The organism is Paenibacillus sp. Y568 (assembly GCF_059445545.1).
On record NZ_JCAIUM010000016.1, the window covers coordinates 93,071 to 116,404 of the forward strand.

The 23,334-nt window shown below is 43.1% G+C and carries 18 protein-coding genes; 14 read left to right on the plus strand and 4 right to left on the minus strand.

The annotated features are described in order from the left end of the window. The first annotated feature begins 166 nt into the window (after nt 1-166). Entirely contained in the window at nt 167-2,209 is a 2,043-nt protein-coding gene (locus tag AC1D7X_RS20010) for a Na+/H+ antiporter (RefSeq protein WP_495457751.1), read from the plus strand. A gap of 48 nt (nt 2,210-2,257) precedes the next feature. After that, nucleotides 2,258-2,635 carry a PH domain-containing protein gene (locus AC1D7X_RS20015; RefSeq protein ID WP_495457752.1) on the plus strand — a complete coding sequence of 126 codons (378 nt, stop codon included), beginning with the start codon at nt 2,258-2,260 and terminating at the stop codon, nt 2,633-2,635. 104 nt (nt 2,636-2,739) lie between these two features. Here the strand turns inward: AC1D7X_RS20015 and AC1D7X_RS20020 are convergent, their stop codons facing one another. The 4 genes from AC1D7X_RS20020 to fadR all read right to left on the minus strand — a co-directional run bounded on the left by AC1D7X_RS20020 (nt 2,740) and on the right by fadR (nt 5,935). Continuing rightward, nucleotides 2,740-3,381 carry a 3'-5' exonuclease gene (locus tag AC1D7X_RS20020; protein WP_495457753.1) on the minus strand — a complete coding sequence of 214 codons (642 nt, stop codon included), beginning with the start codon at nt 3,379-3,381 and terminating at the stop codon, nt 2,740-2,742. 185 nt (nt 3,382-3,566) lie between these two features. After that, the gene (locus tag AC1D7X_RS20025; protein WP_495457754.1) at nt 3,567-4,538 is read right to left on the minus strand and encodes an electron transfer flavoprotein subunit alpha/FixB family protein; all 972 of its coding nucleotides are present in this window, start codon (nt 4,536-4,538) and stop codon (nt 3,567-3,569) included. Between the two features lie 25 nt (nt 4,539-4,563). Further along, nucleotides 4,564-5,331 carry an electron transfer flavoprotein subunit beta/FixA family protein gene (locus AC1D7X_RS20030; protein ID WP_495457755.1) on the minus strand — a complete coding sequence of 256 codons (768 nt, stop codon included), beginning with the start codon at nt 5,329-5,331 and terminating at the stop codon, nt 4,564-4,566. Between the two features lie 22 nt (nt 5,332-5,353). Next, a complete protein-coding gene (fadR, locus tag AC1D7X_RS20035; protein ID WP_495457756.1) occupies nt 5,354-5,935 on the minus strand; it encodes a fatty acid metabolism transcriptional regulator FadR in 582 nt (193 codons plus the stop codon). Nucleotides 5,936-6,245: 310 nt separating this feature from the next. Between fadR and AC1D7X_RS20040 the strand changes: the two genes are divergently transcribed. The 12 genes from AC1D7X_RS20040 to AC1D7X_RS20095 all read left to right on the plus strand — a co-directional run bounded on the left by AC1D7X_RS20040 (nt 6,246) and on the right by AC1D7X_RS20095 (nt 23,333). After that, nucleotides 6,246-8,399 carry a (Fe-S)-binding protein gene (locus tag AC1D7X_RS20040; protein ID WP_495475995.1) on the plus strand — a complete coding sequence of 718 codons (2,154 nt, stop codon included), beginning with the start codon at nt 6,246-6,248 and terminating at the stop codon, nt 8,397-8,399. Between the two features lie 33 nt (nt 8,400-8,432). Next, nucleotides 8,433-10,829 carry a 3-hydroxyacyl-CoA dehydrogenase/enoyl-CoA hydratase family protein gene (locus AC1D7X_RS20045; RefSeq protein WP_495457758.1) on the plus strand — a complete coding sequence of 799 codons (2,397 nt, stop codon included), beginning with the start codon at nt 8,433-8,435 and terminating at the stop codon, nt 10,827-10,829. Between the two features lie 25 nt (nt 10,830-10,854). After that, nucleotides 10,855-12,039, plus strand: a complete 1,185-nt coding sequence (locus AC1D7X_RS20050) for an acetyl-CoA C-acyltransferase (RefSeq protein WP_495457759.1) — start codon at nt 10,855-10,857, stop codon at nt 12,037-12,039. A gap of 33 nt (nt 12,040-12,072) precedes the next feature. After that, nucleotides 12,073-13,854 (plus strand): acyl-CoA dehydrogenase FadE, encoded by a 1,782-nt coding sequence (locus AC1D7X_RS20055; RefSeq protein ID WP_495457760.1) that lies wholly within the window; start codon nt 12,073-12,075, stop codon nt 13,852-13,854. A gap of 69 nt (nt 13,855-13,923) precedes the next feature. Further along, complete coding sequence (locus tag AC1D7X_RS20060; protein WP_495475996.1) at nt 13,924-15,591, plus strand: AMP-binding protein; 1,668 nt, start codon at nt 13,924-13,926, stop codon at nt 15,589-15,591. A 54-nt stretch (nt 15,592-15,645) separates the two neighbouring features. Continuing rightward, the gene (locus tag AC1D7X_RS20065; RefSeq protein WP_495475997.1) at nt 15,646-16,074 is read left to right on the plus strand and encodes a PaaI family thioesterase; all 429 of its coding nucleotides are present in this window, start codon (nt 15,646-15,648) and stop codon (nt 16,072-16,074) included. A 571-nt stretch (nt 16,075-16,645) separates the two neighbouring features. After that, a complete protein-coding gene (locus tag AC1D7X_RS20070) occupies nt 16,646-17,503 on the plus strand; it encodes a carbohydrate ABC transporter permease (RefSeq protein WP_495457763.1) in 858 nt (285 codons plus the stop codon). Then, entirely contained in the window at nt 17,500-18,384 is an 885-nt protein-coding gene (locus AC1D7X_RS20075) for a carbohydrate ABC transporter permease (RefSeq protein ID WP_495457764.1), read from the plus strand. The genes AC1D7X_RS20070 and AC1D7X_RS20075 overlap by 4 nt, the downstream gene beginning before the upstream one ends. A gap of 56 nt (nt 18,385-18,440) precedes the next feature. After that, nucleotides 18,441-19,829 (plus strand): ABC transporter substrate-binding protein, encoded by a 1,389-nt coding sequence (locus tag AC1D7X_RS20080; RefSeq protein WP_495475998.1) that lies wholly within the window; start codon nt 18,441-18,443, stop codon nt 19,827-19,829. A gap of 133 nt (nt 19,830-19,962) precedes the next feature. Further along, nucleotides 19,963-20,967 (plus strand): LacI family DNA-binding transcriptional regulator, encoded by a 1,005-nt coding sequence (locus AC1D7X_RS20085; RefSeq protein WP_495457766.1) that lies wholly within the window; start codon nt 19,963-19,965, stop codon nt 20,965-20,967. A gap of 22 nt (nt 20,968-20,989) precedes the next feature. Then, a complete protein-coding gene (locus AC1D7X_RS20090; protein WP_495457767.1) occupies nt 20,990-21,979 on the plus strand; it encodes an N-acetylglucosamine kinase in 990 nt (329 codons plus the stop codon). A 16-nt stretch (nt 21,980-21,995) separates the two neighbouring features. Then, nucleotides 21,996-23,333, plus strand: a complete 1,338-nt coding sequence (locus AC1D7X_RS20095; protein WP_495457768.1) for a 6-phospho-beta-glucosidase — start codon at nt 21,996-21,998, stop codon at nt 23,331-23,333. Nucleotide 23,334 lies beyond the last annotated feature (1 nt).

A 23,334-nucleotide genomic window follows, 5' to 3' on the forward strand; every position in this document is an offset into this window, starting at 1 on the left:
GAATTTTTGTCCTATTAATTGTAGATGAACTTCACCTACTTAGTCAATATAGAAGTATATAAAGTATAATAATGGATAGTGGGAGAAGAATCTCCCAAAAATACGATGGTATACTGTAATAATTACGTTTGAATAAATCATTACATACATAGGAGAGTTGATCATCATGGAGATTTTTCTAGATATATTGGTATTGCTTGGGATTATAGGCATATCCAATATATTGAATCGTTTCGTTCCATTTATCCCTGTTCCCTTATTTCAAATTGCGCTAGGAATGGCAGTTGTAGTCTTACCCCCTGGAATACATATTTCTTTGAACTCCGAGTTATTTCTTGTTTTGTTCATAGCACCTCTATTATTTAATGATGGTAAAAGAACACCAAGGGATGAATTATGGAATTTACGAGCACCTATACTCATGCTTGCTTTGGGGCTTGTATTTGCTACCGTACTTGTCGTTGGTTATATGATTCATTGGATGATTCCTTCGATCCCATTACCAGCGTCCTTTGCACTTGCAGCCATACTGTCTCCGACAGATGCGGTTGCGGTTGGCGCAATGGCGGGTCGAGCTAATCTACCAAAGAAAATTATGCGCTTACTCGAAGGGGAAGCATTAATTAATGATGCATCGGGATTAGTTGCTTTTAAATTTGCAGTTGCAGCTATGGTGACAGGTCTTTTTTCACTTGGTAATGCTACGTTTAGTTTCTTTGTAATTGCTATTGGTGGGCTTGTGGTTGGTGCTGTCGTGTCTCTGTTTATTATTTGGTTGAGAGTATTTCTGCGTCGCCACGGGATGGAAGACATCACGATGCATATGCTTATCCAGCTACTAACGCCATTTGTTATTTATTTAATTGCAGAAGAACTAGGAATGTCGGGAATCTTGGCAGTAGTAGCTGGTGGGATTGTCCATGCTATTGAGAGGGATCGCACAGAATCCTCTTCCAATATGAAGCTGCGAATTGTATCGGAGAGTACGTGGTCTATTGTTCTATATATCTTAAATGGATTGGTATTCGTTCTGCTGGGATTACAAATTCCAGATGTGATAAGTGTTATTTTTGAGGATAGATCATTTAATAACTACCTTGTGATCGGCTATATTCTCTTGATTACAGCTGCGTTAATTATTCTGCGTTTTGTATGGGTCTATGTGTACTCTAAAGGATCATGGGCCGTTAATAAAAAGGAGAACGTTGAGGAGCCAACATTAATGGAGGCTATTCTAACATCGTTATCTGGTGTACGTGGTGCGGTGACCTTAGCAGGGGCGTTCTCTATTCCATTTGTACTTCAGGATGGCAGCCCATTTCCAGAACGTAATTTAATTATATTTATTGCTGCGGGTGTCATTTTGTTGACTTTAATTATCGCGAGTATCACGTTACCACTCCTTTCGAAGAAAGAAAATGATGCAGAGGATAAGGATTCAGAGGGTATTCAGCAAGCTTCTAAAATAAAAGTTCTCAAAGCAGCTATTCGTGGAATGAAGGAAGAAATGAACGAAGATAACGAAGCTGCAGCATTATCAGTAATTTCGGATTATAAGAAAAAGATAGGACAGTTGTTGGGACAGGAAGCTCTTCAGAATAACGATTCCCAATCTCGCCAAATGGTCTTTCATATTCGACTCATTGCGATCCAAGCAGAACGGAACGAAATGGAAAGATTGTTAGCCGAAAAGGAAGTGTCACAAGAAGTGGCTGACCGATTCGAGCAGATCATTGATCAGATGGAGATTCTACTATCGCACAGATTTAAAATGCGTTTCTTAGTGTCGATGTTTAGAATTAGACGGCTTATATTAAATATGGTGCATACAAATAAATGTAAACCGGCAATCAATGATTCACAAGACCCGATGGATTCTTTAAAAGAAGTAAGTATTCTAACGGCTCGCTCTGCCATTTCAGCTGTTCAGAATCAAATGAATGATGCCAATAGAGACAGCTCATTACGAGTGATTTCGCATTATCATCGTACGATAGAAAGAATGAGCAGTAATGAATCGAGTCAATTACGCGAAGATGAAGACTTCCAGAAGTACAGGGTTGAATTTCAATTTAAAGCGATTCAAATTGAAAGAGATGAAGTTCAGAACATGTTTGAATCAGGTGAAATTACTCGTGGGGAAGCTAACCAGTTACGTCAATTTATCAACTATTTGGAAGCAGGTATGTTAGATGATGACGAATTGTAATAAGATGGGATAGCAGGGTTATTGCAGAAGTTATGAGGAGGAATAGAGATGGGCTTCTTAGATAGTCTAATGGGGAATGCTTCTCAAGTGGATTTGCCAGCAGTTCAGAAAGAATATGAACAAATCTTAGCACCACAAGAACGCATTGAGAGAGCGTATAAACTGGTCCGAGATATGTTTATATTTACAGACAAACGACTTATCATGATTGATAAGCAAGGAATAACAGGGAAGAAAATGGAGTATCACTCTATACCTTACAAGAGCATTTCACATTATTCTGTTGAGACAGCTGGGCATTTCGATCTGGATGCGGAACTCAAGATTTATATTTCTAGTAATACCGTGCCTATCGTAAAGACATTTAATAAAACAGTAAATATTTATGAGGTACAAAGTGTTTTATCACAATATATTTTGGGATAGATGATGCATCTCACAACAAAAAGATCAGGAAACATCACGTTCCTGATCTCTTTGTTGTTTTATAACGGAATTAATCCATTGGTTAGTTGTTGAATACCTGCATTCTATAATGATCTAGTGGTTGTTAAGAGACTTCTAGAGGAAGGCGTCTTCGGACGTTTCTTGGCAGGAGCCGAGAATGGCGTATAACCTCCTGTATACATGGAACCGATCTTACAACCCTGAGCTATTGAGAGTTGCAATGGATCCGTGTGCTGTTCTTGTTCTAGTAGTTTCAATAGAATCTTTGCACACGCACGAGCATCATCTAACGCTTCATGATGGTTCAGTGGAATGTCATAATATTCAGCAATCACATTTAATTTGTAGGAAGACACGTCTTGTAACATCTTTTTGCTTAGTAAGTAAGTGCAGAAGTATTGAAAAGTAGGATAATCTAAGAAAGATTGTTCCAAACAGTATCTTAAAACGCTCATATCAAAAGAGGCATTATGTGCAACAATCTGTCTTCCTTGCAAGAGGGGCTCAAGCGTTGGCCAGAGCTCAGAGAAAGTAGGCTGTCCACTGACCATAGCTGGCGTGATGCCATGAATTTGTATATTTCTATAGTCAAATTGCTGCTGGGGATCAATTAACCAGACTTGTTCGGAGGTAATTATTCCATCTCTAACTTCCACAAGACCTAAAGAACAGGCACTTGATCGGTTCGCATTCGCGGTTTCAAAGTCAATTGCAACAAAATCCATATGTAAGAACTCCTTATTATTCGTGTTATTATTCGTGTTAGGTACAAATGGCTATATCATCTATCATCTGTGTATCTATTAATAGTAGCTTGGTAGCTTTGAAATTACAATCAACTAAAACGTTCCAACAGCCATATCAAAAATGACCCGTAGCTATAGGTGAGTAGCTACGGGCCATTCTTATATCAAGCTAACGCTCTCTTGAATTCTTCCGTTAAGAGTGGAACGACAACGAATAAATCACCGACGATCCCATAATCAGCTAGTTTGAATATGGGTGCATCAGGGTCTTTATTAATCGCAATAATGATGCGAGATTGACTCATACCCGCCAGATGTTGAATAGCACCACTGATCCCGCAGGCAATATATACTTCAGGTGTAACCACCTTACCTGTCTGACCGATCTGCATGGCATAATCGCAATATCCGGCATCACATGCTCCTCGAGATGAACCAACGGCGCCATGTAATACGTCAGCTAACTCTTGAAGAGGTTTAAATCCATCGATGCTCTTCACACCTCTTCCACCGGACACCACAATTTTGGCTTCAGTCAAATCTACCTTCCCTGAGGTTTTACGAACGACGTCTTTCACAACGGCACGTAATGATGAAGGAGGAGCATAGTCGATCGTAATTATCTCTGCTTGTGAGTCAGTCTTATCAACGACCGCTATATTGTTTGGACGTATGGTTACGACCTGTGGACCCTCTGTGAATTTTTTTTGTTCAAAAGCTTTACCCGCGTAAAGGGGTCGAGTATAAAGGACCTCTGCTGCCTTTTCAATGGCAATCACATCCGAGATTTGACCCGCTTGTAAATACGATGCAATCATGGGAGCTAGGTCGCGTCCAGAAGCAGTATGTCCTAAGAACACCGCATGTGGATTCAAGACATCCAATACTTCTTTAATAGCAGAGAAGTATATTTCGGAATTATATACCTCTAAGTCCACATGGTCGATGACCTGAACCTGACCGTTAACGTACTGGGATACCTGCGCGGCTATAGCGGATAATTGATGTCCTAATATAATGACTGAAACTTGATCTCCATCTTCTTTAGCTAAATGAACAGCTTGAAGCGCTTCCAAAGTGACTTGACGTAACTTACCATCGCGAACTTCTGCGATAACAACGTATGATTTACTCATATGGACATCCCCTTTAATAATAGGATTATATCGCCTTCACTTCAGAATGAAGAAGATGAACGAGCTGGATAGCCTGTTCGTTAAGATCGCCTTGTAGAATTTGTCCGGATTTGCGCTTAGGAGGTAGGAAGAGGGAGAGACGTTCGGTCTTGGCACAGATTTCAGCTTCCGTAAGACCTAAATCATCTAGGTTGAATAGATGAAAGGGTTTTTTCTTCGCTTTCATAATTCCAGGTAATGAGGGGTAACGTGGCTCATTTAGACCTTGCTGTGCAGTGAACAGGGCAGGGAGAGTAACATGTAATGTTTCGGTATCCCCTTCGGAATCGCGAAGGACAACCGCTTGGTCTTCTGTAACATCCATCTTGACGATCGAAGCAACATGCGGAATATTTAGCAGTTGTGAGAGCCGAATGGCCACTTGACCCCCACCACTATCAATGGAGAAATTACCACCGAGAATAAGATCGCATGATTGCTTGTTGAAATAGGAAGCTAATACATTAGAGAGTGTGAACTCGTCACCCATGATCCGTTCGTCAGAAATATGAACCGCTTCATCAGCACCCATGGCGAGAGCGCTCCTTAACGCTTCTGCTGCACGGCTAGGCCCGATGGAGACAACGGTAATGTTACCTCCATGTTGTTCCTTTTGGCGTAAAGCTTCTTCAACGGCGTATTCGTCATACGGATTAACGACGTATTTAACTCCGTCATCGGAAATATCCCCATCTTGAATAACAATCTTCTCCTCCGTATCAAACGTTTGTTTGAGAATGACATAGATATTCATATGACTAGCTCCTCTCGAACGATTATTTCAAGCCTTTCAAGAAAAATTCAACAGTCTTATCTACTTGGGCGGTTAACGAATATTTTCTACCTGATATGAGCCAAGACGTGACAACTTCATCCATGCCTCCAAATAATAGCAAACGGGTTAACTTAACATCGAGGTCAGGACGAAAAGAATTATCCTTTATACCCTGTTCTAGAATTTCCTCGATCAATTGAATATAAGGCTTCACAGCAAGACCTATTGCTTTGCGGAGTTCAAGCGAACTTTGGCGGAGCTCAATCTGAGTTACATAGGCAAGATTAACGTTTTGTTCTAGCTCCGTGAAATGGATCCCACAAATTGTACGAATGGCCTCTTCGGCAGAATTGGTTTCGCGAAGACTGCTATTGAACATGCTGACCAAGTCACCTAATCGTTGTTGAAAGAGGGAGATGAGAATATCTTCTTTGTTTTTAAAATAAAGATAAACGGTACCGTCTGCTATGCCCGCCTCCTTAGCAATTTTGGATATTTGTGATCCATGAAACCCATTCTCTGCAATGACCTTTAGGGCAGCTTCTAAAATTAATTCAAATTTTTCCTGTTTTCTACTTGTCATGGAGACACCTCGGTGTTAGTATTTAAATCAAATGAATGAATACTCATTCATTTTTTATTATCATATGGGAAATGGGGCATGAAGTCAATGCAAAATCTATATAGATTGAATGAAAGGAAAGTGTCACTTTAATTCATTCTATCGATATAGATTGAATGAAAGGAGTGTATAAGCTTTAATTCATTCTATCGATATAGATTGAACTTTCATTCATTCAATCCATATGATTGGACTACACAAGCGTTTTGTAACCGCTTTCTTAAACATTTGATGGATGACTTTTTGACAATCAAAGAAAGGATGGGGAGAGATGGGGTGGCAGATTACAAATTTCATTTTGTTTCTGGCAGTAATGGGCTATGGGTTCTATTTGTTCTACAAAACAGTCTATCATCGTTATCTGTATTTGAAGCTCGGAGCACCGGCAGACTTTCAGCAACGAGGTGAGGGAAGATGGGCGGAGTTCCTATCACAGGTCTTCGGTCAGAAGAAGTTATTGAAGGATCCCAAAAGTGGATTAATGCACATCATTATTTTTTATGGATTTATTATTTTACAGTTCGGGGCTCTGGATCTAATTGTCAAAGGGTTAACAGCAGGTAAGCATCTGCCCATTCCTGGCTACGAAGTGTTCGGACTTATGCAGGAAGTAACAGTAGTGCTAATATTGCTCGCTATGGGTTACGGCACGTATCGTCGGTATGGGGAAAAGCTGGCACGGCTAAAAAAGGGTTGGAAGCCTAGCATTGTTGCTTTTTTTATCTTCTTCTTGATGTTGTCTGTTCTGCTAAGTTTAAGTTTCGAGCGGTTGTGGCTAGATCTAGACTTTAGCGGATACGCTCCGATGTCCTCCATCATTGCGTTAGCTTTTACCGGAATCTCTAGTTCTACAGCTTACGGTTGGTTTATTGGATTCTGGTGGATGCATTTGTTGATTCTATTATCATTTCTGGTCTATGTGCCACAATCGAAACATTTTCACATTATAACTGCTCCCCTGAACATTTGGTTTCGTCGTAAGGAACCCGTAGGTCGGCTTACAAAGCTAGATTTAGAAGATGAAGAAGCGGAGACTTTCGGTGTTGGTAAGATCGAGGATTTCTCGCAGAAGCAAATGCTTGATTTCTATGCCTGTGTGGAATGCGGACGATGCACGGATGTATGTCCTGCAAGTAACACCGGGAAAGTGCTATCTCCTATGCACCTAATCACGAAGCTAAGGGACCATATGGTGGAGAAGGGGACGGTGGTAACAGGGAAGTCTCCTTGGGTGCCTGCGTATTTGTTCGCGACGAGTGGAGCTCATGCACTAGCTAATGAGGAGAAACCTCTAGTTGATTGGCAAGTGAAAGATGGTGGCATTACGAATATTGTTCCGACACTTGACTGGCATAAATCCACATGGATCACACAGGACAAACAAATAGAAGAGCTAGAGCTTATCGGGGACGTCATAACGGAAGAGGAAATCTGGTCGTGTACGACTTGTCGTAACTGTGAAGATCAATGCCCGGTAAGTAATGAACACGTCGATAAAATTATAGATCTGCGCAGACATCTGGTCTTGATGCAGGGCAGTGTTCCGCAGGAGGGACAACGTGCCATGCAAAACATCGAGAGACAAGGGAATCCGTGGGGATTGAATCGTAATGACCGTGCTACATGGACGGGAGACATTGAGGGAATTCAAGTGCCTACGGTGAAAGAGAATCCGGACTTTGAATATTTGTTTTTTGTCGGTTCGATGGGTTCCTATGATCTTCGTAGTCGGTCCATTTCTAGAGCGTTCGCTCGCTTGTTGAATGAATCAGGCATTTCCTTCGCGATTCTTGGGAATGAGGAGAAGAATTCGGGGGATACCCCTCGCCGAATGGGCAATGAAATGTTGTTCCAACAATTATGTATGGATAATATTAGTACCTTTCAGAAATATGGTGTTCGAAAGATTGTTACCGCGTGCCCACACACGTTCAATACATTGAAGAATGAATACCCTGAATTTGGTCTTGCGGGGGTGGAGATCACTCATCATACACAGTTACTTGACCAACTCATTCAAGAAGGGAAGCTGAACCCCCGTCATGAAGTGAAAGAGCGAATTACGTATCATGACTCCTGCTACTTGGGACGGTACAACAATGTCTATGATGAACCACGAAATGTCTTGAGAGCAATCCCAGGCGTGGAAATGGCAGAGATGAAGCGATCCCGCGAGAACGGTATGTGTTGTGGTGCCGGTGGTGGCATGATGTGGATGGAAGAAACATCGGGTAAGCGAGTAAATCTAGCAAGGACTGAACAGGCGCTGGAAGTGAATCCAACAGTGATTAGTAGTGCTTGTCCCTACTGTCTGACGATGATGGAGGACGGTACTAAGATGAAGGAAGTTGAAGAGCAAGTCAAAGCGAGGGATATTGCAGAAATCTTGGAGCAATCCGTATTCGGGGATCACCCTATTCGTTAATTAGAACTGATCTGAACTGGAGGGAAATCGTAAATGAACAAATCTATTCGCAAGGCCGCTGTAATCGGATCAGGAATTATGGGTTCAGGGATTGCGGCACATCTAGCTAACGTTGGAATTCCATGCTTATTGTTGGATATGGTACCGAAAGAAGTGACTGAAGATGAGGCAGCCAAAGGATATACACTTGAGGATCCTGTAGTGAGAAACCGGTGGGCTGTTGGAGCCCTTGCGAAATTGAAAAAGAATATGCCGTCACCTCTTTACGATGTAGCATTCGCAGAACGAATAACTCCGGGAAACCTGGAGGATCACCTCTCATACATTTCAGAAGTAGATTGGGTGATTGAGGTGATCGTTGAGAATCTTCAAGTGAAAAAGAATCTATTAAGCCAAATTGAACACTATTGGAAGCCTGGAACGATTGTTAGTTCTAATACATCAGGGATATCCATTCAAGAGATGGTCGCTGATTGTAGCGAACCTTTTCAGAAATGCTTTCTAGGTACGCACTTTTTTAATCCACCCCGATATATGAAGTTGTTAGAAATCATTCCAGGTGTCAACACGGATCCAGGGATTGTTCAACACATGAAATCATTCGGTGAGAATGTTCTAGGTAAAGGTGTTGTTCTGGCAAAGGACACTCCGAATTTCATTGCTAACCGAATTGGAACTTATGGACTTCTTATTACATTACAAGAGATGCTCAACAACGGCTTTACGGTAGAGGAAGTGGATGCGGTCACTGGACCCGCGATGGGTAGACCCAAAAGTGCCACCTTTCGGACGCTCGACCTGGTAGGTCTTGATACGTTTATCCATGTAGCAGACAACGTGTACGTTAATATAACAGATGAAACGGAGAAAGCGACTTTTGATGCTCCAGAAGCGCTGACTCAAATGGTTGCAAGAGGATGGCTTGGTGAGAAGTCGGGTCAAGGATTTTATTTGAAGAAAAAGGGTGCTAACGGTAGTGAAATATTGTCACTCGATTTAACTTCGATGGCATACACACCACAGAAGAAGGTAACCTCCGGTTCGCTTGAAGCGGCCAAACTGGCCAAAGGAGCTAGGAACAAAACAAAAGCGTTAATCGCTACAGGGGATCGTTACTCTGAATTCGGGTGGAATATTCTTAAACAGGTGCTCATTTACTCCGCTGAAAAAGTCGGTGAAATTGCGGATTCCATTCATGATATCGATGAAGCGATGAAGTGGGGTTTCAATTGGGAGTTAGGCCCATTTGAGACATGGGACGCGATTGGGTTGGTTAGATCTGTTGAGCGTATGGAGAAGGAAGGACTGAGCGTTCCTTCATGGGTGAAGGAGTGGATTGCGCAGGGGAATCAATCCTTTTATCAGAAAGAAAAAGGTACTATATATGTGATGTCTGAACAGGGCTACAAGCAGATTGAACAACCTCCAGCAATCATTACGCTAAGTAGCTTGAAGGAGCAGAATAAGATTGTAAAAGGAAATGATGGTGCGAGTCTAATCGATCTTGGAGATGGTGTAGCCTGTCTCGAATTTCATTCCCCTAACAATGCTATTGGCGCAGATATTCTAACGATGATCCAGCAGAGTTTGGAAGAAGTGCGGAATAACTTTGAAGGAATGGTTATCGCGAATCAGGGTAGGAATTTCTGTGTGGGTGCCAATATTATGTTGTTGTTGATGGAAGCGCAAGACGAAGAGTGGGATGAAATAGATGGCATTATCCGCTTATTCCAGAACACGATGTACAAAGTGAAAAGATTTGAAAAACCTGTTGTTGCCGCTCCACATCGAATGACATTAGGTGGAGGAGTAGAGGCATGTATGCCTGCGGATCAGGTTATTGCTGGGGCAGAAACCTATTATGGGTTAGTTGAAGTGGGTGTCGGGTTAATTCCTGCCGGTGGCGGATGCAAGGAACTTGCAATGAGGGTAAGCCAGCGTGTGGGACATCCCGAAGCTGAACTCCAACCCTATCTCAATCAAGTTTTTGAAACCGTAGGAATGGCTAAAGTCTCCACGAGTGGCCATGATGCCAAAAGATTAGGATATCTACGTTCGACGGATCGGATTATTGCGAATCAGGATCATTTAATATATGAAGCCAAACAGGCTGTTCTTCGGATGAGTAGAGATGGTTATGAACCGATTCCAGAAGAGAAAATTCGTGTTGTTGGATCAGAAGGAAAGGCTGTTCTGCAACTTGGTGCGATTGGGATGAGAGAAAGTGGCTATATTAGCGATCATGATCTGCTGATTGCAAAGAAGTTGGCTCATGTACTTGCCGGGGGGGATTTACCAGCAGGAAGCCTTGTAAGCGAACAGTATATGCTCGATTTGGAGCGGGAGGCCTTCCTAAGCTTATGTGGGGAGATGAAGACCCAACAACGCATGCATCATATGTTGACCAAAGGGAAAGCGCTACGAAATTAACAATCCAGGGAGCGTGAGAATTGCTATGAAAGAAGCTGTAATCGTATCGATGGCACGTACCGCGATCGGCAAATCCAAAAAGGGAAGTCTAGTGCAGACACGTGCGGATGAGTTAGGGAAGGCGGTTCTAGAAGCTGTAATTGATCGGGCACCTGGTCTTAAAAAAGAGGATGTAGAGGATATCATTATCGGTTGTGCTATGCCGGAAGGCGCACAGGGCTTAAATTTTGCCCGCATTATGTCGCTGTATGCAGGGTTTCCAGTTACGGTTCCAGCCATGACGATTAATCGTTTCTGCTCATCAGGCCTACAGTCTATAGCATTCGCGGCCGAACGCATTATGTTGGGGAATGCTGACATTCTGATTGCTGGTGGAGTAGAAAGTATGAGCCATGTGCCAATGACGGGCTTCAAGGTGTCACCCAATCCGAGAATTGTTGAGGAAATGCCAGAAGTCTATATCGGAATGGGGCATACGGCTGAGAATGTCGCAGAGAGATTCCATGTTTCACGTGAAGATCAGGACCGCTTCGCTGCAAGATCTCACGAGAAGGCAGCACGAGCGATCGCTGAAGGGAAATTCAAAGATGAGATCGTTCCCATTCAAGCGGAATTGAAACGTGTGGATGAGGGTGGTCAAGTCACAATTAAATCTTTTGTATTCGATACGGATGAAGGCGTTCGTCCCAATACTACGGTTGAAGCATTGAGTAAGCTTGCACCTGCCTTCAAGTTAGGTGGCACGGTTACAGCAGGAAATACATCTCAGACGAGTGATGGTGCAGCAGCGGTCGTGATCATGAGTAAAGAAAAAGCTGACGAACTTGGTCTGATCCCATTAGCAACTTTTCGATCTTTTGCATTAGCCGGTGTGGAGCCAGACATCATGGGAGTGGGACCCGTCAAGGCTATACCCAAAGCATTACAAATGGCTGGAATTACGTTAGAAGACGTTAGCCTATTTGAGATTAACGAGGCTTTTGCCTCTCAATGTATCCATGTCATTCGTGAACTAGGCATTGATGAGGACAAAGTCAACGTTAATGGCGGTGCGATTGCGCTTGGACATCCGTTGGGTTGTACGGGTACAAAGGTGACTACTACGCTTATTAACGAACTGCGTCGTCGAGGGGGAGGTTATGGGGTAGTCTCCATGTGTATCGGCGGGGGAATGGGAGCTGCAGGCGTATTTGAAGTTCATCCGCAATAAAAATTATTCGTGAGAACAAAGGAGAGAAAATTGATGAGTAAGACGATGAGCAAAGTGTTAGGCGGAAGTTTCATGATTGAGGATATCGATTACAGACAAATCATGACCCCAGAGGACTTTACGGAAGAACATCGGATGATTGCGGAGACAACAGAGCAATTCGTGGCTACAGAGATTACTCCTAGGGACGAAGAGGTCGAGAAACTGAACTACGCTTTGAGCGTGGAATTGTTACAGAAGGCCGGTGAAGTAGGTCTTCTCGGAGCTGAAGTCCCAGAGAACTATGGGGGGCTAGGACTGGATAAAGTAAGTGCAACATTAATTAATGAGAAGTTGACAAAAGCGTCATCGTTTGCTTTATCCTTCGGTGCACATGTAGGGATTGGTACACTTCCGATTGTCTATTTCGGTACGGAGGAGCAGAAGCAGAAGTACTTGCCGGCACTAGCAACAGGTGAGCAAATTGCGGCCTATTGTCTGACAGAACCTTCTTCGGGATCGGATGCACTAGGAGCCAAAACAACAGCTACATTGACCGAGGATGGTCAGCATTACATTCTAAATGGAAGTAAGCAATTCATTACGAATGCAGGATTTGCGGATATTTTTATCGTGTACGCAAAAGTAAATGGTACAGACTTCAGTACTTTTATTGTGGAGCGTACGATGGAAGGGGTTAGCATAGGTTCTGAAGAGAAGAAGATGGGAATCAAAGGCTCCTCAACATGTCCACTGATTCTCGAGGATGTCAAAGTTCCGATAGAGAACTTATTATGGGAAGTTGGTAAAGGTCATTTGATCGCCTTTAATATATTAAATATCGGACGCTTCAAGTTAGCCGCTGGTTGTGTCGGTGCTTCGAAAGATTCGATTGAATACGCTGCTAAATATGCCAATGAACGTACGCAATTTGATCGCCCAATATCATCTTTTTCTCTCATCGGCAAAAAACTGGCTGACATGAATATGCGAACTTATGTGTTAGAAAGTATGGTATACCGGACAGCAGGTCTGTTCGACATTGGTTTAGCTGAAGTTGATTATGACAGTCCGAATGTGGGGTATCAGTCTGCAAAAGCCATTGCAGAGTATCAGCTAGAATGCTCCATTAACAAAGTATTCGGTTCAGAAACACTTGATTTCGTCGTGGATGAAGGTGTTCAGATCCATGGGGGATATGGATTTATTCAAGAATATCGTATTGAACGCAATTATCGCGATTCGCGCATTAACCGTATTTTTGAAGGAACGAATGAAATTAATCGCCTCCTCATTCCGGGCACGTTGATCAAGCGCGCGATGAAAGGCGAATTACCTTTAATGCAGAAGGCATTAGCGCTACAATCAGAGTTATTAGGGCTAGTTCCAGGTCAACTATTCGAGGGAACGTTAGAGCAAGAGAATCATTTATTATCGATGTCGAAGAAGATATTCCTAATGGTTGGTGCGCAAGCTGTTCAAAAGTATCAAATGAAGTTAGATCAAGAACAAGAAGTACTAAGTCATTTAGCAGATATGATGATTACAGTGTTCGCTATGGAGAGTGCTTTATTCCGTACCCTGAAGCTGATCGATCAAGTTGGCGAAGCGAAAGCGGCGAATGCGATTGATATGACAGTGGCCTTTATCCATGAGGAGTTCGATCGGATCGAATGTTGGGCGAAAGAAACCCTTGCTGCTATGGAATCAGGTGATACACTTCGTACCCAGCTCTCTGTCCTGAAGAAATTGACAAGAAAAACACAGGTAAATACATTCGGATTGAAGCGGAAAATTGCAGCGAAGGTGATCGAAGCGGAGAAGTACGTTTTGTAAGTACATGTTCAAAAAGGTGGACTTTTTGAACATCCTCTGTAACGGATATTTGAGAATGGGGTGGCTCGCATGGTAGATAAGCCTTGGTTAGAACATTATCCGGTTGAAGTACCCATAACATATGATTATCCGAAACAGAATTTGGCGCAGTTTTTAGTTGAGTCCGCAGAGAAATATCCAGATAAGATAGCATTGGATTTTCTAGGGAATAGAATCTCCTACCAAACACTAATGGAATCAGTCTACCGTTTTACGAATGCCCTGCTCAAGCTGGGTATTCGTAAGGGGGACCGAGTAGCCGTCATGTTACCGAATTGTCCACAAGCTGTGATCGCGTATTATGGAACGCTATTGATGGGCGGAATCGTTGTCATGACGAACCCTCTTTACATGCCACGTGAATTGGAGTATCAATTGAAGGATGCCAATGTCCAAATGATTGTAACGCTGGATATTCTATTCGATCGGGTAAAGAAAGCAACGGAGAAAGAACCTTTAAATTATACGCTAGTAACGTCGATTAAGGATTACTTACCGTTTCCCAAAAATTTATTATACCCTTTGAAGAATAAAACGAAAACACCAGTCACTTATAATCATAGCGTATTACCCTTCCTTCCGTTCTTAAAGCAGTCAACAGCAGCGCCTTATCAAATACCCGTCGAGGCTGAGAAGGATTTAGCACTTATTCAATATACAGGAGGGACTACAGGGTTCGCGAAAGGTGTCATGCTGACACATATGAATCTAGTGGCCAATACCATTCAGAGTAAGCTCTGGTTTTACCGTGCTGAAATTGGGGAAGAACGTTATTTAGCAGCACTCCCCTTTTTCCATGTCTTCGGGATGACAGTGTTACTTAATCAATCTATTCTTATGGCTGGTACGTTAATATTAATTCCGCGGTTCGACATTACTCAAATCTTGAAAACAATGGGTCGGTTGAAGCCAACGGTATTCCCCGGAGCACCTACTATGTATATTGCAGTGATCAATCACCCTGATGTTCACAAATTCGATCTGTCTTCCGTCAAAATATGTATTAGCGGTGCAGCCTCTTTACCGGTTGAGGTGCAGGAACGCTTTGAGAGTCTAACCGGTGGTACGTTGATCGAGGGGTACGGTTTGACAGAGACTTCACCGGTAACGCATGCAAACAATCTATGGGAGAAGCGCAAAGTCGGTTCTATAGGCATTCCATTCCCAGATACGGAGGCTCGTATCGTTCATCCGGATTCCGGAGTAGATATGCCACAAGGTGAAATTGGTGAGCTGATCATCCGTGGTCCACAGGTGATGAAGGGATATTGGCAACAACCGGATGAAACGGATAAAGCCCTTCGGGATGGATGGTTATATACGGGAGATTTGGGAAGGATGGATGCCGATGGGTTCTTCTATATCTTGGATCGTCGTAAAGACCTTATAATCGCAGGAGGTTACAATATTTATCCGCGAGAAGTCGAAGAGGTGTTGTTCGAGCATCCTGATGTAGAAGAAGCCGTTGTTGCAGGTGTAATCGATCCTTATCGTGGTGAAACGGTGAAAGCGTACATTATACTGAAAGAAGGAGCTACAGTCAGCGAAGAGGAGCTGAAACGTTGGTGTAAAGAGAAACTTGCCGTGTATAAAGTGCCTAGAATTTATGAGTTTCGCGATACTTTTCCAAAGACATTGGTCGGTAAAGTACTTCGTAGAAAACTGATTGAAGAAGATACTGACAAGATGCCTAAGTAAGTTATCTGTGCACGAGCTAGATTACGGGCAGAGGAGAAGTGAGGAGGATTAGTTATGAAAGCGAATTCAGACAACGTACATCCCGATTTCGAACATTGGGGAAAGATAGCGGAGTCTACGTTCTGGGGATTCGTTGGGTGCGAGATTGAAGAACTAAGCGAGTCCAAGGTGATCATCTCCATTGAAATTAAGCCGCATCATTTGAATTTACTCGGTATTCTCCATGGAGGTGTCTATGCAACCTTAATTGATTCTGCAATGGGGTTGATCGCGATGATTGCTAGACCACATGACAATATAGTTACAAGTAATCTAACGATGAACTACGTTGCACCGATTGAGAAAGGTAGGGTTATTGTAACCGCAGAACTCATTCATGGCTCTCGTAAAATGATGACAGCACAAGCCTTTGCACGAAAAGAGAACGGCGATTTATGTGCATTCGGAACGGGAACCTTTCGAGTCATTAATAAACCTGTCTAGTGTAATATCAGAATACGCTATAACTTAGAATGGCATTGGAGAACCTAAGGGTTGATCCAATGCTATTCTAGTTGGTATATGTTAATGATTTTTATGGATGTACAAAGATATGGAATAAGGATGGAATATGAATGAAGTAGCGAAGGTGACGGAATTGTCCTGAAGAAGCGGTAGCGTTCGCCTACAAGCTTTTCATATGAAAAGCTACTTCGAAAGCATATGCTGCCCTCTGATTTCAACAGCTAGAAGCGGAACACAATCAAGAAATCGGAGGGCAACAGCGATCGTAAGGACAATCTGTCATTGTAGCGGGCATCCTATGAGAAACTGTCAAAGACTAGTTATGTTGTTGAGCCAAAAAAGGTATTGATTATTTGAAATACATCCACTATGATATTGTCAACAGGATGAAGTGAAAGTTAAAGCACTTTAACTTTCAGACATGAAGTGTAAGGTATAGCTCATTATGATGGATTTATTATTCCATAAAGTTAAAGCGCTTTAACTTTATGAGCTGGGAAAGGTTGGTGTTTCCGTGACCCATCGTGAAAGCCGTCGGCAAACTTTTTACATGTACGTGTTCATTTCTCCTTGGCTCATCGGCTTCCTTGTATTTGCACTATACCCCATTCTGTCATCACTCTATTATAGCTTCACGGAGTATGACATCATTCACCCACCCAAGTTCATCGGACTTGCTAATTACACAGAGATGTTCAACAACGAGCTGTTCTGGAAATCTGTTACGGTGACGCTTAGGTATACGATTATTAGCGTTCCTATACAGCTTCTGCTTGGATTAGGATTTGCTTTGCTACTGAATCAGAAAATTCGCTTTCGAGGATTTTTCCGGACAGCCATGTATTTTCCGAGCATGGTGTCAGGTGTAGCGATGTCTCTCCTCTGGTACTGGATCTTCAATCCTCAAATTGGTCTGTTTAATTACATGCTCTCATGGGTTGGTATCAAAGGGCCAGCATGGCTCATGAACCCTGATACTGCATTGTATGCCTTGATCATTATGTCCTTATGGACGGCAGGGACTGGTATGATTCTGTTTCTAGCAGGTCTTCAAGGTGTGCCTTCCAGTCTGATTGAAGCAGCCAAGTTGGATGGGGCAGGACGATTCAAAATTTTCTTGAACGTGACATTGCCGATGATCTCACCAATACTACTATTCCAACTCATCATGGGTGTGATTGATTCTTTCCAAGTGTTCACACAAGCTTTTGTTATGACACAAGGGGGACCGAACTATTCGACGTGGTTCTATGTCTATAACTTGTACACCAGCGCTTTCAAAGAATACCGAGCAGGTTACTCATCCGCGCTTGCATGGGTGTTACTCATCGTGGTCATGCTGTTCACAGCTTTAATTATGAAGTTATCGAACCGTTATGTTCACTATGAAGGAGGCGGAAATAAATGAGCACACTACCAGCTACTGAGCCCAATTCTCCGTCCTCCAAAGTTAAACACAAGCGCAAATTTGATGTGGTGAGTATCGGCAGCTTTATTACACTAATCATTATCACATTTATTATGCTGTTGCCCTTATTCTTTATGGTATCTACCTCGTTGAAGTCAAAGCGGGAGATGCTCAAGTTCCCACCCACATTTCTTCCGGAAAGTTGGCAGTGGAGCAACTATAAAGAGATTTTCGACACATTACAGTTCGGGACCTTATACGGGAACAGCTTATTTATTGGAGGAATGACGGTTATAGGAACATTGTTGTCCTCATCGTTAGTGGCTTATGGATTTGCTAGATATAAGGGGAAGGGTAGAAACGTTTGGTTCATGCTTCTGCTTAGTACGATGATGCTTCCATATCCAGCCATCATGATTCCACAGTTCATTCTCTTCTCCAAAATGAACTGGATTGATACATTTCTACCGCTGATCGTTCCTGCCTTCTTCGGTTCAGCATATAACATCTTTCTATTACGTCAATTTTTCACGACGCTACCTGATGAGTTGTTCGATGCAGGACGTATTGATGGCTGTAGTGAGTTCCGAATGTGGCTGAAGATCGCCCTGCCACTCTCTGGACCCGCACTTGCTACTGTCGCGATCTTTGCTTTTATCTATAGTTGGAATGACCTGCTTACCCCTGTACTTTACTTAAGTTCATCTGAGAAATTCACACTTCCCGTGGGTATGTCTTCACTTACATCATCACGATTCCGTATTCCTCCATGGCATTTGTTGATGGTCGCCTCTGTGTTGGCCATGGTACCTATCGTCACCTTATTTGCCATAGCCCAGAAACGATTCGTTGAGGGCATTGTACTTACTGGCATCAAGTAACCGACACACCGTAGTATTGCGGAACGAAATCACTTGAATCAATGGAGGAATGACTCATGAACAAGAACAGGAAAAGAAGAACGTTTGTACTTCTACTTGCTACGACAATGGGTATTGTTATGGCACTCTCAGGATGTAGTGGAGGCAAATCTGCAGGTGAAGTAGCTCCTACGAATAGCGGGGGTAACAGCGATTCTAGTAAAGGTGAAAAAGTGACGATTACCCATTACACCATCGATTCCGAAGACCGTACCTTTATTGAGAAGCTTATTCCTGACTTCGAAAAGGATCACCCGAACATTAAAGTTAAGGTTGAGAAGGCTCCTTATGAACAGTTCGATAGCAAGCTTCAGACACTAATTGCTGGGGGGAAATCACCAGATGTAACAAGCCATTATGGGTATGGAGGTTTCGCAGAGTACTACAATAAAGATATGCTGCTTGATCTGACAGATATCATTAAAGAAGACGGTTTTAAAGCTGCTGATTACAATATACCGGACAATCTAATGAACATTTATAAGGTCAAAGATCGCACTTATGGTGTACCAGTCAATATGTATGTAACGCTCATGCTGTTTAACAAAGATATGTTTGATGCCGCGAATCTACCATATCCTCCTAGTGACTATGAAGATAAGAGTTGGACATTCGATAAAATGGTGGAAGATGCTAGAAAAATGACGGTTGTATCCGACGACATTGGCAAAACGCAGTATGGGGTTGACTTCACATGGGCAGAACGCGATATGCGCCCACTCTATTTCGGAGCAGAGCCCTATTCCGAAGACACTTGGACGAACGGTGGTATCCCTTCTGCAACACATTTTGACTCTCCAGAAGTGATGGCGGCCTACAACCAATTGTTTGGACTTGTCCTTAAAGAGAAGGTTGCACCAACGACGGAATGGAGTAAGAGTGTAGCAGGACAGAATGGGGATCCTTTTGTCGCGGGCAAGATTGGGATGTCTGTTAACGGCTCTTGGAGTCTTGCAGGAGCTAATGATTTTCCATTCAAAATCGGTATAGCCGCTGTTCCTTGGGGTGGTAATGAAAAAGTCCGCAGTACATTGTTTGTGGATCCATTGCTAATTCTTAAAGGCTCTAAGCATCCAAAAGAAGCCTTCGAGTGGATTAAGTACTTGGTTACAACGGATGTTCAGACGAAGTCTATTGAACTAAGTGGAGGTAATCCTCCTGTCAATACAGATGCAGCCGAAACCTACTATCAACACTTTGAAGGGATCGATCCTGAAGATGTGAAAAGGGTGTATGAAGGTGGTGTGAAATACGGATTTGAATCGTATAACCATCTGATTACGAACTACTCGCAGATTAATGATATGTTCATTAACGAAATGCAACCGATCGAGAGCGGACACCAGACCGTTGAAGAAGTTATGCCAATCATTCAAAAGAAAGTTGAAGAAATTATCAAACGCTAGATGTTCCTGCACCGTCCCGGGAGGGATGGTGTATCAGCATTGAAAGCATATGCTTAGCGGTAAGGCTTCTGTCCATGTATACTAAAAGTAGTGTGTATGAACGGAAAATTACGCCGCAAGGAGAATTAATATAATGAAGGTAAGCATTTATGATGTAGCAAAAAAATCAGGATTGTCTGTCGTAACGGTCTCTCGCGTATTAAATGGTGCAGAATCGGTACGTGAAAAAAACCGCCAGCGTGTGCTTGATGCTATTAAGGAGCTGGATTATCATCCTAATGCGGCTGCTCGCAGCCTTGCACGTGGCAAAACAGGTATCATCGGAATCATCGTGACAACATTACAGGATTCATTCTTTGATGCAGTCGTGAAGGAGCTCAACGATGTACTTGCATTACACGGTTATTTTCTTGCTGTCTCTGTATCTACTGATATCGGTTCCGATGGAAATCACTATCTGATTCAGGAAGACCGTGTGGATGGGATGATCTTGCTCTCACCTATAGAGGAAGACAACTATATTTTAGAATTAAAGCGACGCAATATCCCATACGTCTTGATCGATAATCAGAAGCCGGAGAATGATGCCTTCTCGGTAACGATTGATAATTTCAAGGGAGGGTATGAAGCGACCCGCCATCTGCTTGATTTAGGTCATACGTCCATTGCTCATCTGTGCGGTAATGAGATGTTTCGTAGTACATGTGAACGTCGTAATGGATTTCTTCAAGCCTTGCAGGAGAGAGGGCTCACGTCATTTGAGACGTTACATGGAGAATTTGAAATTGAATTTGGTTATGAGGCTTGTAGCAAATGGCTCCGTGAAGGCACATTGCCGTCTGCGGTATTTGCAGGTGATGACAACATTGCTCTTGGCGTGATTAATGCTTTGATGGAAGCTGGAATTCGTATTCCAGAGACGGTAGCCATCGTCGGGTATGATGATCAATACATCGCTTCTCAACTTCGTCCGCATCTAACCACTGTTCGCCAACCGGCTGACAAGATTGGACTCCTTGCGGCAGATATGTTGTTAAAGCGTATAGACGGTTCGATGAAACGTGCATCAAGCCATAGAATTGAACCGGAACTGATTGTTAGGGAATCATCAGGAAAACGTATTCTTGCTGATATTTAATTTATTATAGGAGTGACGACTATTGGCTTACTACTTGGGAATCGATGGGGGAGGAACGAAGACGTATGCCTTGCTTACTGACGAGTTCGGAAATGTATTGGGGAAAGGCAAGAGCGGCAACGGCAACCACCAGATTAACGCTACTATAGCAGCAAATAGTATACGAGAGGCTACGCTAAGTGCAATTTCGGAGGCGGGTATTCGGCTTGAGGACATCCAACATACCTATCTAGGTCTTGCAGGTGCAGATCGCGAAGCGGATTACATGATTTTACATCCGTTGATCCGACATATTGGATTTACGAACTATACCCTTAACTGCGACACCATGATTGGCCTTCGTGCAGGAACCAATCAACCATACGGCATTGCTATCATCTGCGGAACAGGAACGAATTCCGCTGGTAGAAATCCACAAGGTGTACATTACCAATGTGGTGGTTTTGATTATATGTATGGTGACTTTGGTGGCGGAGGTGCGCTGAACATTGAGGTGTTCCGCTCTGTCATCCGTGCATGGGACGGTCGAGAACAGCCAACTCGATTAACCGATTTGTTACTTCAGTTTCTTGGGTATGACACGGTTACGACCATGTTTAATGATTATCAAGATAACGCAAGAAGTGTACCCGTAGATGCGGCGAAATTGTTATTCGAAGCAGCAGCTGGGCAGGATGCCGTAGCACTAGAAATTTTACATCATCAGGGTGTTGAACTTGGTAAATCGGCTACAGCGATTGTGCAGAGATTAGGCATGGAAACCGATCTATTTGATGTTGTACTTGTAGGCAGTCTGCTAACAAGGGGGGATCGAGGATGGATTCGTGGTCCTATCGAGAAGGCACTACATCAGGTTGCACCTCATGCGTCTATCGTAACACTGAGAGCCGAACCCGTTGTTGGTGCTGTGTGGTCTGCTATGGAAGAAGACGGACGGACGATCAGTAAAGATGTATATGAGAGAATGGGATCGTTCTATGATTTCGAACGGATCAAACAAACGATACGATAGGATGTGAATTATAAATATGTCTACAAATAGAACGCTTAAAATAGCTGTGATCGGCGGAGGGTCTTCTTATACGCCAGAGTTGGTAGAGGGCTTCATCCTACATTATGCAGAACTTCCTGTTCGTGAATTATGGCTCGTTGATATCGAAGCTGGATTACGTAAGCTTACGATCGTCGGTAATCTAGCTAAACGTATGGTTGAGAAGTCAGGACTTCCAATTCAGATTCATCTAACAACAGACCGACGTCAGGCCATTGCGGGTGCCGATTTTGTCAGTACCCAGATGCGTGTAGGGATGTTGGATGCACGTGGTCGAGACGAATCCATTCCACTGAAATACGGGGTCATTGGTCAAGAAACGACGGGTCCTGGCGGGATGATGAAGGCACTGCGGACAATCCCAGTTCTACTAGATATCTGCCGAGATATAGAAGAACTTGCTCCCGACGCATGGCTACTTAATTTTACGAATCCAGCTGGTATGGTCACTGAGGCGATCATTAAGTATTCTAATGTAAAAAGTATTGGGCTGTGTAATGCGCCGATTGGACTTATTAAGCAGACTTCAGCAAAGTACGGAGTTGCGCCTGATCGTATATACGCTGAATTCGTAGGGTTAAACCATCTTCACTGGATTACTCGTATTGATGTTGAAGGCGAGGATAAATTAGACGAGATGTTAGCAGATACAGCAGGATACAGTGCTAAGAACGTACCTGCCTGTGAATGGAATCCGGAATTTCTCCAGTCTCTACGAGCTTTGCCATCATACTATTTGAAATACTTTTACATGACGGATGATATGTTGAAAGATCAACTTGAATCCTACAAAGAAGGCGGCAATCGTGCGGAAGTCGTGAAACGCGTAGAAGAAGAACTATTTGAGTTATACAGTGACCCAGAACTGAAAGATAAGCCCAAACAACTGGAACAACGTGGAGGAGCCTTTTATTCTGAAGCTGCGGTCAATCTGATGAGGTCTTTATACAATGGCACCAATGATATTCAAACACTCAATGTTGCGAATAATGGGATATTGGACTTTTTACCGGATGACGCTAGCATTGAAGTGAACTGTATTGTTACCAAAAACGGTCCACTCCCTTTACCACTCACGAAGATCCCGCGTTCAGCTAAAGGGTTAATCCATGCTGTCAAAATCTATGAGCAATTAGCCATAGATGCAGCTGTAACCGGAGATCGCGGTCTTGCGATTCAAGCGCTAGCACATCATCCGCTCGTGCCATCTGTGGAAGTAGCTATTCATATGCTGGATGAAATGTTGGAAGCTAATAAAGAATATCTACCACTCTTCTTCACGCCAGACCGAGTCTCTGAGGTGCTTGGATCGTAAC